Source organism: Streptomyces sp. R-07 (assembly GCF_049913175.1).
In the GTDB taxonomy this organism is placed as follows: domain Bacteria; phylum Actinomycetota; class Actinomycetes; order Streptomycetales; family Streptomycetaceae; genus Streptomyces.
The window spans coordinates 2,805,904-2,817,720 of record NZ_CP183978.1; the positions used below are offsets into that span (position 1 = coordinate 2,805,904).

Genomic DNA, 11,817 nt, shown 5'->3' on the forward strand with positions numbered 1-11,817 from the left:
GCGGCTCAGTGGCAGCCGTCGGCCGCCTCGATGAGGCGGGCCGCCTCGCCGAGCGCCTCGCGCAGGACGACGGGGTCGGTGACGGGGTCCGTGTCGCCCGGGGGCAGCAGCCAGCCGGCCGGGCGGGGGGCGTCGCCCGCCGGTTCGGGGAGCTCCGGCAGCTCGGGGAGCCGGAGGCCGCGCCCCGAGGTCCGCGTACAGGCGCTGCCCGGCATGTCCCAGGCGGCGGCGGTGCCCGGCGGCACGAGGAAGCCGAGGGTGTCGCAGGTGCCGTCGTGGACGACGGGTCCGACGGCGGGGGCGGCGGCGCGGCGCAGGATGTCCACGGCCTCCAGGCCCTGACGGACCGGGACGGTCACCAGGTCCCAGGGCCCGACGGCGGCCTGCGGCCCGTCGGCGTCCGGGGCGGGCATGTGCCGCGTGGCGTCCGGGGCGGGCACGTGGCGCATGGCTTCCGGGGCGGGCACGTGGCGCGTGGCTTCCGGGGCGGGTGCGTGCCGCGTGGCCGACTGCGAACCGATCTCCGTCATGGGGACCCCTCCTCGCTCCTGAGGAGACACGTTCCGTCTCTCCCTTACGGTTCAACGCCCGTGCGCGTCAACGGCTACGGCGGGATGCCGCCGCAAAGGATGGCAGTTCATGGCAGATCGCAGGCGAGATATCCGATTTGTAGCCAAACTCAGCGTGCGCATCCGGTCACAGCAGGTACGTTCTTGCCGCCGGACACCCGGCAGCACCAGGAGAGGGCTCGGCCATGGCGATGTCACGGGCAGTTCCCAATCTCGCCTTCCGCCGGCTCCGCGGACAGCACTCGCCGGCGGAGTTCGCCGCGGCGGTCCGCCGGGCGGCGCGGGAGATCGGCGAACAGGTCGCGTGCGACGCCCGCTACATCGGACGCGTGGAGGCGGGCGAGATCCGCTGCCCCAACTACGCGTACGAGCGGGTCTTCCTGCACATGTTCCCCGGTCTGGGCCTCTCCGACCTGGGGTTCTCCGCGCGGGAGACGGTGCGCGGCCGGCGGCAGGCCGTCCCGGCCGGGGCAGCGCCTCCCGCCGCCATCACCACCCGGAACGATGAGGAGAGCGACGTGCTGCGTCGCGCATTCATGACGAGCGGCCCCGCCACCCTGGCGGTCGCCTCGCTGGGACTCGGCGGCCCCGCCGTCGCGATCCCCTCCCCCCGCGGCACCCACCGGATCGGCGAGGCCGAGGTGCGGGCCGTGGAGGACGCCGTACGGCAGATCCGTCTGCTCGACGACCGGCACGGCGCCGACGGGCTCTACAAGGTGGCGTCCCAGCCGCTCCGTACCGCCTACGCGCTCCTCGACACCGGCACCATGACCCGCCGCTCCACCGAGGACCGGCTGCACGCGGGCGCGGGCGAGCTCTCCCTCTCCGTCGGCTGGCTGGCCCACGACTCGGGCCGGCACGAGGACGCCCGCTCGCACTACGCGGAGGCCCTGGCCACCGCCCGCGTGGCGGGGAACGCGGCCCTGGAGGCGCACGCCTTCTGCAACACCTCGTTCCTGGCCCGGGACACCGGCCGGTACCGCGAGGCGGTGCGGGCGGCGCAGGCGGGCCTGCGGGCCGCGCAGCCGCTGGACTCGGCGCGGCTGCTCTCGCTGCTGTCGCTGCGGGAGGCGGGCGCGTGGGCGGGGCTCGGCGACCGCTCCGCCTGCGAGCAGGCCCTCGGCCGCGCCCACGGCTGGTTCGACCGGGGCCCGGCCGAGGGCGACCCCGAGTGGATGTCGTTCTTCGGCGAGCCGGAGCGGGAGGCGCTGGAGGCCGGGTGCTGGTCGGCGCTCGGCGAGTGGGGGCGCGCCGCCCGCCACGCGCACCGGGCCACGGTCCTGCAGAACCCGCACTTCGCCCGGAACCTCGCGCTCTACCGGGCCCACCTCGCCAAGGCCCTGGCGCACGCGGGCCGCCCGGACGAGGCGGCGGCGGAGGCGCGGCGGGTCGCGGACTCCCTCGACGGCATCGCCTCGGCCCGGATCCGCGACCTGCTCTCGGAGACCGGCCGGGTCCTGGCCGACACGTACTGAGGGTTACTGCTCCAGGTGTCCCGTGTCGTTCCAGCGCTCGATCGCCGGGGCGCCGTACGCCCAGCCGAGGACCGAGAGGCTCGTCGGGTCGAGGCGGATGCGGGAGGCGAAGGAGACGTCCTCGCCGAGCCAGCGCGCGCCGATCGAGCGCAGGATGTGGCCGTGGGCGAAGACCAGGACGTCGCGGTCGGCGGAGCGGGCCCACTCCACGACCTCGTCGGCGCGGGCCGAGAGCTGGGCGAGGGACTCGCCCTCGGGGACGGCGTCGCGCCAGATGAGCCAGCCGGGGCGGATGTCCTGGATCTGGGCCGGGGTGAGCCCCTCGTACGCCCCGTAGTCCCACTCCATCAGCGTGTCCCAGGGCTCGGCCCGGTCGCCGAAGCCGGCGAGCTCGCAGGTCTCGCTCGCCCGGACCAGGGGGCTGGTGCGCACCTCCATGCCCGGCAGCCCCTGCCAGGGGCCCCGCTGCAGGCGCTCGCCCAGCAGCTTCGCGCCGCGCCGCCCCTCGTCGAGCAGCGGTATGTCGGTCCTGCCGGTGTGCCGGCCGAGAAGTGACCACTCGGTCTGGCCGTGCCGGGCGAGCAGGATGCGCGGTGCCATGGGAAGGATCTCCAGGATTTCACGGTGCGGACGTGCCTCTCCCATTCTCGCCCACGTGAATTCGGGGTGGCCGCCTGGCAACCCCCGGGGGCCGTCCGGCGTCCCCTCCCCCGGGCCGATCACCGACTGGGGGACTCTTCATGCGCAAGCCACGCTGGTGGGTGGAGCTGTCGCTGATCGCCGTCGTGTACGCGGCCTACTCCGGCGGGCGGCTCCTGGTGAAGGGCGGCGAGGCCTCGGCCGTCGGCCACGGGCTCGCGATCCTGCGCCTGGAGGAGACCCTCGGGATCGACGCCGAGCACCCGCTGAACCGGCTGTTCACGGGCGTGCCCGCGCTCGGGATACCGGCGGACTTCGCGTACGCCTCGCTCCACTACCTCGTGACCCCGGCGGTCCTGGTGTGGCTCTTCCGCCGCCGTCCCGCGCACTACCGGGCCGCCCGCACCTGGCTGCTGCTGTCCACCCTGCTCGGGCTGGTCGGCTTCACGCTCCTTCCGACCTGCCCGCCCCGGCTGCTCCACGCGGCGCACGGCTTCGCGGACACGATGGCGCACTTCAGCGCGTACGGCTGGTGGGGCGGCGAGGCCAGCGCGCCGCGCGGGCTGGGCGGCATGACGAACCAGTACGCGGCGATGCCCAGCCTCCATGTCGGCTGGGCGCTGTGGTGCGGGGTGATGCTGTGGCGGTACGGGCGGACGCCGCTCACGAAGGCCCTGGGCGTGGCGTATCCGCTGGTCACGGCACTGGTCGTGATGGGGACCGCCAATCACTATCTGCTCGACGCGGTCGCGGGGGCGGCCGTCATGGGTGCCGGTCTGCTCCTGACCCCGTACGCGCTGCGGCTCGCCGACCGGATCCGCGGAAGGGCGGAAGCGCCTCCGGTTGTCAGTGGCGGATGCGAGACTTCCACGGGTGAGCGCATCCCCGGACAGCGGTCTGTCCGCACCACCGCAGACGACGAGTCGAGCGCTGCTCGCTGAGCTGCGCGGACCCGGTGTCGTGCCGCGTCCGCTGGACGCCCGGGCACTCGCGGCGCTGGCCGCCAACCCCGGCTGCCGGCGGCGGGCCGTCCTCGACGGCGCCGGGGTCGACAAGTCGGCGCTCGCCGCGAAGCTGGGCTCGCCGGCCCCCTTCGGGCAGTCGCAGTTCGCGATCGTGCGGGGCAATTCCTTCGAGGCGAAGGTCAAGGCGGACGGCGGCCGCGAGCTGCTGCGCCTGATCGGCGTCGAGGAGCCGGGCGAGGTGTCCGTGCCGGACCTGACGGCGGCCGGGCCCGAGGGGCGGGTGGCGCGGACGGCGCTCGCACTGCGGGAGGCGACCGAGGCGGGGACGTGGACCCTGCTCGACCATCCGCTGCTCGCTCTGGAGGTGGCCGGCTCCCCCGTCTATCTGGAGCCGGACGCGGTGGTGGTCCGGCCCGACGGCGGGTGGACGGTGGTGGAGATCAAGTCGTTCCCGATGATCGACGGTTCCGCCGACGCGTCGAAGGTGGGGGCCGCGGCCCGCCAGGCCGCGGTGTACGTGCTGGCCCTGGAGCGGGTGGCGGCCCGTACGGAGGGCGCGCGGGTGGCGCAGTCGGTGCTGCTCGTCTGCCCGAAGGACTTCTCGAACGTGCCGACGGCCTCGGTCGTCGACGTGCGCAAGCAGCGGTCGGTGACCCGGCGGCAGCTGGCCCGGCTGACCCGGATCGACGAGATCGCCCGGGCCCTGCCGGAGGGCACCAGCTTCGACGTGGTGGAGCGGACGCCGGAGGAGCTGACGGCGGCCGTGGAGTGCGTGCCCCACCAGTACGCGCCGGAGTGCCTGGCCGCCTGCGAGCTGGCCTTCCACTGCCGGTCGCGCTCCCGGGAGGCGGGCGCGGTGGAGACCCTGGGCCGTTCGGTACGGGGCGAGCTGGGCGGCCTCACGACGGTCGGCGCGGTCCTGGCGGCGGCGCGCGGCGAGGAGGGCGACTCGGAGGACCCGGCGGTGGTCGCGCTGCGCCGGGCGCGGGCGCTGCGCGAGGAGGCGCTGGCGGGGGTGGCGGCATGTCGCTGATCTCCACGCTCGCCCGGATGGAGGCCGTCGAGTCGGGCCGGGCGCAGCCCCTCGCGACCGTGCGGCACCGGCGGCTGTCCGCGCGGCCGCTGGTCCTCGTGCCGCTGACGACCGCCGGTGAGGCGGGCGCCCCGCTGGGCGCGCTGGTCGGCACCGACGCGGAGGAGCCCCGGCTCCTGGTGGTGCCGCAGCCCCGGGACCGTGACCTGCGGTTCGCGTTCCTCGCCGACCTGGCCGAGGAGGTCCTGCCGTACATCGACTCGTTCACGGACCTCGTCGAGACGGCGGAGAGGAACGAGGTCGACGCCGAGACCGGCAAGAAGGTGAAGGTCGAGGTCGAGCTGTGCGCCGACGCGCCGCAGCTGATCGTGCCGAGCCGGGCGGGCGTCGAGTACGTGCGGCTGCTCGGGCGGTCCACGCGGTTCCGGCGGACGGCCGAGCAGGACCCGGAGACGCCGTTCCCGGCGCCGCCCCGGGTGCCGCTCCTCGGGCGCTGGCTGACGCACTTCGGCGAGCGGGCCCGGGTGCCCGGCTCCTCGCTGCTCCTCGCCGCGACCGACCTCCTCAACCGGCACTGGGCGACCGGCCAGTCCTCCCTGGAGGACCAGCACCTGGGCGCGCTGCTGGCCTGGATCGATCCGTACGACGGGGAGCCGGGCGCGGACGCGGCGCTGCGGGCCGAGGTGGGACGGGACTCCCAGGGCCAGCTGCTGTGCCCGCCGGCCGGTCCCGCCACCGATCCGGCCTTCGACAACAAGCTCCTGGCGCCCGCGATCGAGCGGTACGACAAGGCCCGGCAGGCACTCGGCGCGGCCGAGGACGGCGAGATGGCCGACACGGGCCTCGGCGAGCTGCACGCGGCCGAGCGGGAGCTGCGCCGCCTCGTCGTCTCCCAGCTGAAGCCGACCTGGGACGCGGTCTGGCGGGCGATCGGCCTGCTCCGGGAGCTGCCGGAGGGGGCCAGGGTCGAGGACCGCTGGACCCGGGACCGCTGGTCCTTCACCGGCCACCGGGACCGGGTCGCGGCCGGTGAGCCCCCGCAGCCGCGCCGGGACGACGCGGTGACGGCGGCGCAGAAGCTCGCCGCCCGCGAGCAGGCGCAGGGCCAGCTGGAGGCGCAGGAGGCGCTCGACGACCCGCTGGTCCTGGCGGGGCGGCGGCTGGCGGGCGAGGCGTTCGCGGCCGAGGTGGTCGAAGTGACGATGGCGTGGACGGAGTCGAAGCGGCCCGCGCCGCGCCCGCTGGTCACGGTCCGCACGGACGACCGGCCGCACCTGGGCGAGAGGGTGAAGGTCTACCGGTCGCTCGACGGGAAGCCGCAGGCGGCCGAGTTCGTGCGGTACGAGGAGGACGGCTCGCTGCTCCTGCGGATCCTGGACCGGATGGGACGCTCCAAGGAGCCCGCGGAGGGCTCGGTGCCGGTGAAGGGCGAGCGGATCGCCTGGACGCTGTTCGAGCACGACCAGCGGGTCGGTCCGAAGCTGCCGGACCCCGAGGAGACCCCGTGGACGCACGGCGGGCCGCCCCGGGCGGACGCCGTGGAACTGCCCGACGCCGTGACCCCCGAGGACGTCCTGTGACCGTGTTCGACGCCGTGACCCCCGAGGACGTGCTGTGAGCGTGTTCGACCCGTCCGCCGAGGCCGCCCGCGCGACCGGCGCCATCCTCTCGGACACCCTGCACGGCACCGCGCGGGGCGTCGTCGTCGATTCCCCGCCCGGGGCCGGCAAGTCGACGCTCGTGGTCCGGGCCGCCCTCGAACTGGCCGCCGCCGGGCGGCCCCTGATGGTGGTCGCCCAGACGAACGCGCAGGTGGACGACCTGGTGCTGCGGCTCGCCGAGAAGGAGCCCGACCTGGAGGTCGGCCGGCTGCACTCGAGCGACTCCGACCCGTACGACAAGGCGCTCGACGACCTGGCCAACGTACGGAAGTCGGCGAAGGCGGGCGAGCTGGCCGGGCTGCCGGTCGTCCTGTCCACGGCCGCCAAATGGGGGCACGTGAAGAACGTCGAACCGTGGGCGCACGCGATCGTCGACGAGGCGTACCAGATGCGCTCGGACGCGCTGCTCGCGGTGGCGGGCCTCTTCGAGCGGGCGCTGTTCGTGGGCGACCCCGGGCAGCTGGACCCGTTCTCGGTGGTGGGCGCGGAGCAGTGGGCGGGGCTCGCGTACGACCCGTCGGCGAGCGCCGTCTCCACGCTGCTCGCGCACAACCCGGAGCTGCCGCAGCACCGGCTGCCGGTGTCGTGGCGGCTGCCCGCCTCGGCGGCGCCGCTGGTGTCGGACGCCTTCTACCCGTACACGCCGTTCCGCAGCGGCACCGGGCACGGGGACCGGAAGCTGTCGTTCGGGGTGGCCTCGGACGGTTCGGGCCCCGACCGGGTCCTCGACGAGGCCGCCGAGTCCGGCTGGGGGCTGCTCGAACTCCCCGCGCGGCACACCCCGCGCACCGATCCCGAGGCGGTCGGCGCGGTCTCCCTGGTCGTGCGCCGGCTCCTGGACCGGGGTGGCGCGGCGGTCTCGGAGCGCTCGGAGACCCCGGTCCCGCTCACCCCGGACCGGATCGCCGTCGGCACCGCCCACCGCGACCAGGCGGCGGCGGTCCGGGCGGCGCTCGCGGAGCTGGGCGTGACGGGCGTGACCGTGGACACCGCGAACCGGCTCCAGGGGCGCGAGTACGACGTGACGGTCGTCCTCCACCCGCTCTCGGGGCGCCCGGACGCGACCGCCTTCCACCTGGAGACGGGCCGGCTGTGCGTGCTGGCCTCCCGGCACCGGCACGCGTGCGTCGTGGTGTGCCGCGCGGGCGTGGCGGAGCTCCTCGACGAGCACCCGTCGACGGATCCGGTGCAGCTGGGGGTCGCGGTCTCGTTCCCCGACGGCTGGGAGGCGAACCACGCGGTCCTCTCCCACCTGGAGGAACACCGGGTGACCTGGACGCCGTGAGCGTACGGCGCCGGACGCCCCGCTCCCCCGATCACTCTACCGCTGCGCCCTCCGCCGTTCCGAGCGCCTTCGCGTGGGCGAGGAGTTCGTCCACCGACCACTGGTCGTAGGCGTGGTCGCCGTACTTCACGGCGGCGACTCGGCCGTCCGGGGTGATCAGGAAGTCGGCGGGGAGGCCGAGTCGGCCGGCGGGCTGGGCGGAGGCCGGCGGGCGTTCCCGGCCGCGGAGGAACTGCCCGGTGCTGCGGAGCACGGCCCGGGCGATCGCCGGCCAGGCGCGCGGGTCGAGCAGCGCCCGGCGGTGGGACTCCACGCCGAACTCGGCGTACAGCAGCCGTCCCGGGTCCGCGACGACGGGGAACGGCAAGTGCTCCACGTGTGTGCGGAGCTCCTCGGCCGGCGAGTGGAAGAGCACCACCTCGGAGATCCCGGCCCGTTCGATCTCGTCGTGCCGCAGGACCACCGACCGGAGGTGGAGGTTGCAGACCGGGCAGCCCGCGAAGCGCCGGAACTGGACGTGGGTGGGGCGCTCGCGGTCCGGGAGGGCCAGCGGAGGGCCGAAGACCGGGGTGAGCATCCGGGCGGGGACGGTCCGGCCGGGCTCCACACGACCTCGTGTGCGGGGCGGGGGCAGGGGTGCGCGCATGGGACACCTTCCTCGACGGGAGACATAGGCGTACGGCGTACTCCTACCAGCGTAGGCGTCGGGCGTACGCTGTCAACCGTCATGCCACGCCCCCGCTCCCTCACCCCGGACCAGCCGGCCGTCGCAGCCCTCGCCGTCATCGACCGCGACGGCCTCGCCGCCCTCTCCATGCGCACCGTCGCCAAGGAACTCGGCATGAGCCCCATGGGGCTCTACCGGTACGTGACCGACCGCGACGAGCTGGAGGGGCTCGTGGTCGAGCGCGTCCTCGCCGCCGTCGACACCACGCCACCCGCCACGGACGCCCCCTGGCGCGGGCGCGTCGAGCTCATGGTCCGGCGGCTGCGCGACGCCGTCGTCCGGCATCCGGCGGCCATCCCGCTGACCGTCACCCACCGGCACCGGACCCCCGCCGGCCTGCTCTGGTCGGAGACCGTGCTCGGGATCCTCGCCGAGGCGGGGATCGACGGCGGGAGCCGGGTCGTGGCCCTGCGCGCGCTCCACGGGTACGTCACCGGCGCCATCCAGCTCGAACACCTCGGGCCGCTCGCCGGTCCGGGCACGGAGGCCATCGCCGCGCTGCCCGTCGACCGCTTCCCCCTGCTCGCCGAGACCGCACGCGACGCCCGCGCGATCGGCCCGGACGAGGAGTTCTTCGGCGGCCTGCGGCTGCTCCTGCTGGGCCTCGGCCGGACGTAGGGGGGCGCGCGGGGCGGGGCGCACAGGGCAGGGTTCGCGCTCTTGCGGGGCGCGGGACAATGGAAGACGGCCCGGGATTCCGGGCCGTGCCTGCGCGAGGAGGAGAAGAACGATGGCGGAACCCGCGGAACGGAGCGCACAGCGGCGGCTTCGGCCGGCACCGCTGATCTTCGAGCCTGCCGAGGCGACCGCCGATCCGGAGCACTTCTTCGACCTGGAGTCGATAGAGGATCCCCGCGAGCTGCTGTCCCGGGCGACGGAGCTGACGCTCGCGTTCCGGGCGGCGACGGACCGGGCGACGGAGTACCAGGCGATCGCGGCGGCGCAGCTGGCGGATCCGCGCCGGTTCGACCGGCTGACGGCGGCGGACGTCGCCGAGCGGGCCGAGTGGACCGAGGACTACGCCCGGAGAATGATCGAGTTCGGCCGCGACCTGATCCGGACGAACGGCCGCCCGTCGGAGGACTGAGCACGGGGGGCGTGGGCGCGCGGGCACCCGCGTGGCTCGCAGGCGTACATCTGACCGAAAAGCACCCCTGGCATATGCCGGGGGTGCACGATACTCCTCGCCCACCCCTCCTGTCCGGGATTCCGGGAACCCTCGGCAGTCGGTGCTTTACGCCCGGTAGACCTGGATCCATGACGACGTGGCTGCGCGACGAGACCCCGCACGACATCTTCCGGTTCCTCCGGGAGGGCGACGAGGGGCGGCACCAGACGGCCCGGGTGACCGCCGACGGGGCCGCCTGGCTGGCCTCGGCCACCGGGAGCCGGGACGGCGCCGCGCTCACGCGCTGGGAGTCCCGGCCGGCCTCTCCGGCGGCGCTGCCCTGCGGGACGGTCTTCGACGTCGTCAACGTGGACCCGGTCTTCGGGCGCCGGATGCTGGACCGGCTATGGGAGGAGGGCCCGGGTTCGGGGCCCGTCGCGATGCACCGGGGCCGGATGATGCTGTTCGCCGCGCCGGGGACGGCCCAGCGGTTGCCCGCCCTGCTCGACTGGGAGGAATGGGGGGAAGCCGTCCCCCGGCCGCTCTGTCACGGGGTCGGGGACGCGGTGACCGTGCCGCCGCTCGTGCCGTCCGGCTCCGCCGGACCCCGCTGGCTGGTGGCCCCGGACACCCGGCACCCGTGGCTTCCCGGCCCCGAGGTCGTGCTCTGGGCCTGCGTGCGGGCCGCCCGGGCGGCCTCCGCCGCCGACGTGCGGGTATCGATTTTTCCTCCCGCCGATCCGGATGCTAATGTCTACGACGTCAGCAGGCGCCGCTAGCTCAGTTGGTTAGAGCAGCTGACTCTTAATCAGCGGGTCCGGGGTTCGAGTCCCTGGCGGCGCACAGACGGAAGAAGCCCCTCGCGGAAGCGGGGGGCTTCTTCGTGTTCCGGCTCAGCGCGCCGCGGGAGGGGTGACCTTCACCGTCCAGACGCCCGCCTCGCTGCGGTCGGTGACCTCGACCCGGACGCCGGTCCCGGGCACGGTCAGGGTCTCGCCCTCCTCCAGGGGCGCGTCCGCGAGCGGCGGATAGACGGAGCGGTCCACGCAGGCCTGGGTGTCCGGGTGCGCGTCCACGACCTCGACCGGGCCGTCGCCGGAGGCCGCGCCGCTGCGGACCCGGTAGACGAGCACGCCCTCGGTGCAGGTCTCGGCGTCGTTCCCCGCGCTGCTCCGGGCCTCGATCGCCAGGACGCTGTCGGGGCCGGTGCGGACGACGGCGAGCCGGGTGCCGAGGGTGCCGCCGGCCGCGGGCGGCGCGTCGGTCGGCTCCAGGCTGACCATCCGGGAGCCGGAGCCCTGGACGCAGGTCACCTGGGCACGGGAGAGCCAGCCGAGCTTCCACTTGTGCCAGCCGAAGAGGTCGGGGGAGAGCCCGAACTGGCTGCCCATGACGTCCCAGTCACCCACATGGGTGTCCCAGTCGCCCTTGCCGTCCACCGGGCGGTGGTAGAGGTCGGGCAGGTCGAAGACGTGCCCGGTCTCGTGGGCGAGGACGTTGCGGTCGGGCGGGTGCCGCTCGAAGACGGTGACGACGCGCTTGATCTCGGTGCCGTCGACCTCCAGCGGGTGTTCGAGGTTGACGACCTTGGTCGCGTCGGAGTCCACGCCGGGCGCGTCCGGGTCGGCGACCAGGTAGACGATGTCGTACCGGGAGAAGTCGACGTCCTTGTCGGCGGCGGCGATGGCGTCGCGGAGGTAGGCGGCCCGCTTCCCGGCGTCCCAGTCGCGCCGTATGTCGTACGCGCCGGACTCGTGCGGCATCGGGGTCCAGCCGGGCCGGGGGTGCGGGCGCAGGCTGAAGCGCCCGTAGGAGGCGCGGTCGAAGTACTCGCTGGTGGCGGGGAAGTGGTCGGCGGCGAGTTCGGCCGGTTCGGTGAGCGGCGCGGAGTCCGGGAAGGACAGGAAGATCATGACGGCGTCGAGGGTCTGGTTCGGGCGCGTGTAGGAGCCGTTCCAGGTGTCGATGCCGAGTGAGTGATGGGCGGCGGTACGGGGCAGGGCGCAGGGACTCGCCGAGGGCGCGCCGACGGCGGGACCCGCGACGAGGCCGGTGGCGGCCAGGGCGGCGAGGGAGGTGAAAGCCGCCGCACCGGCACGCAGCCGTGGGCGTTCCACTCCCCCGGGTGGCTGCTGAGCCCTCACGTGGACCTCCGGATCGGGAATGCGGGACACCCCACCCACCTTGTGACGGTTTGCGGCGTTTCGCATGTTTCCGCTGCCCCGGTCGGGTGAGGGCACGCCACGGGGTCGACGCGACACGAGCGCGCTTCAGCTCACGGAAAGTCACATTCGGTCAGGCCCTCGACGACCCGTGTCAGACCCGCGCAGAAACGATCGGGCGCGCTGCCGCGGT

At 74.7% G+C, this 11,817-nt stretch carries 12 protein-coding genes and 1 tRNA gene; 9 read left to right on the forward strand and 4 right to left on the reverse strand.

The window, feature by feature from the left end:
* Positions 1-5: 5 nt before the first annotated feature.
* Positions 6-413 (reverse strand): hypothetical protein, encoded by a 408-nt coding sequence (locus ACN9M0_RS12640; protein ID WP_426405298.1) that lies wholly within the window; start codon positions 411-413, stop codon positions 6-8.
* Positions 414-754: 341 nt separating this feature from the next.
* Between ACN9M0_RS12640 and ACN9M0_RS12645 the strand changes: the two genes are divergently transcribed.
* Positions 755-2,044, forward strand: a complete 1,290-nt coding sequence (locus ACN9M0_RS12645; RefSeq protein ID WP_366036744.1) for a tetratricopeptide repeat protein — start codon at positions 755-757, stop codon at positions 2,042-2,044.
* Between the two features lie 3 nt (positions 2,045-2,047).
* Here ACN9M0_RS12645 and ACN9M0_RS12650 read toward each other — a convergent pair whose 3' ends face one another.
* The gene (locus ACN9M0_RS12650) at positions 2,048-2,644 is read right to left on the reverse strand and encodes a histidine phosphatase family protein (RefSeq protein ID WP_366036742.1); all 597 of its coding nucleotides are present in this window, start codon (positions 2,642-2,644) and stop codon (positions 2,048-2,050) included.
* A 140-nt stretch (positions 2,645-2,784) separates the two neighbouring features.
* On the opposite strand from ACN9M0_RS12650, the gene ACN9M0_RS12655 reads away from it, so the two are divergent.
* From ACN9M0_RS12655 to ACN9M0_RS12670, 4 genes are read left to right on the forward strand one after another with little or no spacing between them, the layout of a single operon-like run.
* Entirely contained in the window at positions 2,785-3,624 is an 840-nt protein-coding gene (locus ACN9M0_RS12655; protein WP_426403605.1) for a phosphatase PAP2 family protein, read from the forward strand.
* Positions 3,557-4,681: a hypothetical protein gene (locus ACN9M0_RS12660; protein ID WP_366036739.1), complete on the forward strand. Its 1,125-nt coding sequence runs from the start codon at positions 3,557-3,559 to the stop codon at positions 4,679-4,681. The genes ACN9M0_RS12655 and ACN9M0_RS12660 overlap by 68 nt, the downstream gene beginning before the upstream one ends.
* On the forward strand, positions 4,672-6,261 hold the full coding sequence (locus ACN9M0_RS12665; RefSeq protein WP_366036737.1) for a hypothetical protein: 1,590 nt from the start codon (positions 4,672-4,674) through the stop codon (positions 6,259-6,261). Before ACN9M0_RS12660 ends, ACN9M0_RS12665 begins: the two co-directional genes overlap by 10 nt.
* A 34-nt stretch (positions 6,262-6,295) precedes the next feature.
* Positions 6,296-7,627 carry an AAA domain-containing protein gene (locus tag ACN9M0_RS12670; RefSeq protein WP_426403606.1) on the forward strand — a complete coding sequence of 444 codons (1,332 nt, stop codon included), beginning with the start codon at positions 6,296-6,298 and terminating at the stop codon, positions 7,625-7,627.
* Positions 7,628-7,658: 31 nt separating this feature from the next.
* Here ACN9M0_RS12670 and ACN9M0_RS12675 read toward each other — a convergent pair whose 3' ends face one another.
* Positions 7,659-8,273, reverse strand: a complete 615-nt coding sequence (locus ACN9M0_RS12675) for a peroxiredoxin-like family protein (RefSeq protein ID WP_426403607.1) — start codon at positions 8,271-8,273, stop codon at positions 7,659-7,661.
* Positions 8,274-8,354: 81 nt separating this feature from the next.
* On the opposite strand from ACN9M0_RS12675, the gene ACN9M0_RS12680 reads away from it, so the two are divergent.
* The 4 genes from ACN9M0_RS12680 to ACN9M0_RS12695 all read left to right on the forward strand — a co-directional run bounded on the left by ACN9M0_RS12680 (position 8,355) and on the right by ACN9M0_RS12695 (position 10,305).
* Positions 8,355-8,972: a TetR/AcrR family transcriptional regulator gene (locus ACN9M0_RS12680; protein ID WP_426403608.1), complete on the forward strand. Its 618-nt coding sequence runs from the start codon at positions 8,355-8,357 to the stop codon at positions 8,970-8,972.
* A 112-nt stretch (positions 8,973-9,084) separates the two neighbouring features.
* Positions 9,085-9,441 (forward strand): hypothetical protein, encoded by a 357-nt coding sequence (locus ACN9M0_RS12685; protein WP_366036731.1) that lies wholly within the window; start codon positions 9,085-9,087, stop codon positions 9,439-9,441.
* 170 nt (positions 9,442-9,611) lie between these two features.
* The gene (locus ACN9M0_RS12690; RefSeq protein WP_366036730.1) at positions 9,612-10,241 is read left to right on the forward strand and encodes a hypothetical protein; all 630 of its coding nucleotides are present in this window, start codon (positions 9,612-9,614) and stop codon (positions 10,239-10,241) included.
* A tRNA-Lys gene (locus ACN9M0_RS12695) sits at positions 10,232-10,305 on the forward strand. The genes ACN9M0_RS12690 and ACN9M0_RS12695 overlap by 10 nt, the downstream gene beginning before the upstream one ends.
* A 50-nt stretch (positions 10,306-10,355) precedes the next feature.
* Here the strand turns inward: ACN9M0_RS12695 and ACN9M0_RS12700 are convergent.
* The gene (locus ACN9M0_RS12700) at positions 10,356-11,636 is read right to left on the reverse strand and encodes a M6 family metalloprotease domain-containing protein (protein WP_426403609.1); all 1,281 of its coding nucleotides are present in this window, start codon (positions 11,634-11,636) and stop codon (positions 10,356-10,358) included.
* Between the last annotated feature and the right edge of the window lie 181 nt (positions 11,637-11,817).

Bases quoted from the DNA above. Each gene is read 5' to 3' on its own strand.
- ACN9M0_RS12685 (WP_366036731.1), top strand. From the start codon at position 9,085: ATGGCGGAACCCGCGGAACGGAGCGCACAGCGGCGGCTTCGGCCGGCA.
- ACN9M0_RS12690 (WP_366036730.1), top strand. From the start codon at position 9,612: ATGACGACGTGGCTGCGCGACGAGACCCCGCACGACATCTTCCGGTTC.
- ACN9M0_RS12645 (WP_366036744.1), top strand. From the start codon at position 755: ATGGCGATGTCACGGGCAGTTCCCAATCTCGCCTTCCGCCGGCTCCGC.
- ACN9M0_RS12675 (WP_426403607.1), bottom strand. From the start codon at position 8,273: ATGCGCGCACCCCTGCCCCCGCCCCGCACACGAGGTCGTGTGGAGCCC.
- ACN9M0_RS12655 (WP_426403605.1), top strand. From the start codon at position 2,785: ATGCGCAAGCCACGCTGGTGGGTGGAGCTGTCGCTGATCGCCGTCGTG.
- ACN9M0_RS12650 (WP_366036742.1), bottom strand. From the start codon at position 2,644: ATGGCACCGCGCATCCTGCTCGCCCGGCACGGCCAGACCGAGTGGTCA.
- ACN9M0_RS12640 (WP_426405298.1), bottom strand. From the start codon at position 413: ATGCCCGCCCCGGACGCCGACGGGCCGCAGGCCGCCGTCGGGCCCTGG.
- ACN9M0_RS12665 (WP_366036737.1), top strand. From the start codon at position 4,672: ATGTCGCTGATCTCCACGCTCGCCCGGATGGAGGCCGTCGAGTCGGGC.
- ACN9M0_RS12680 (WP_426403608.1), top strand. From the start codon at position 8,355: ATGCCACGCCCCCGCTCCCTCACCCCGGACCAGCCGGCCGTCGCAGCC.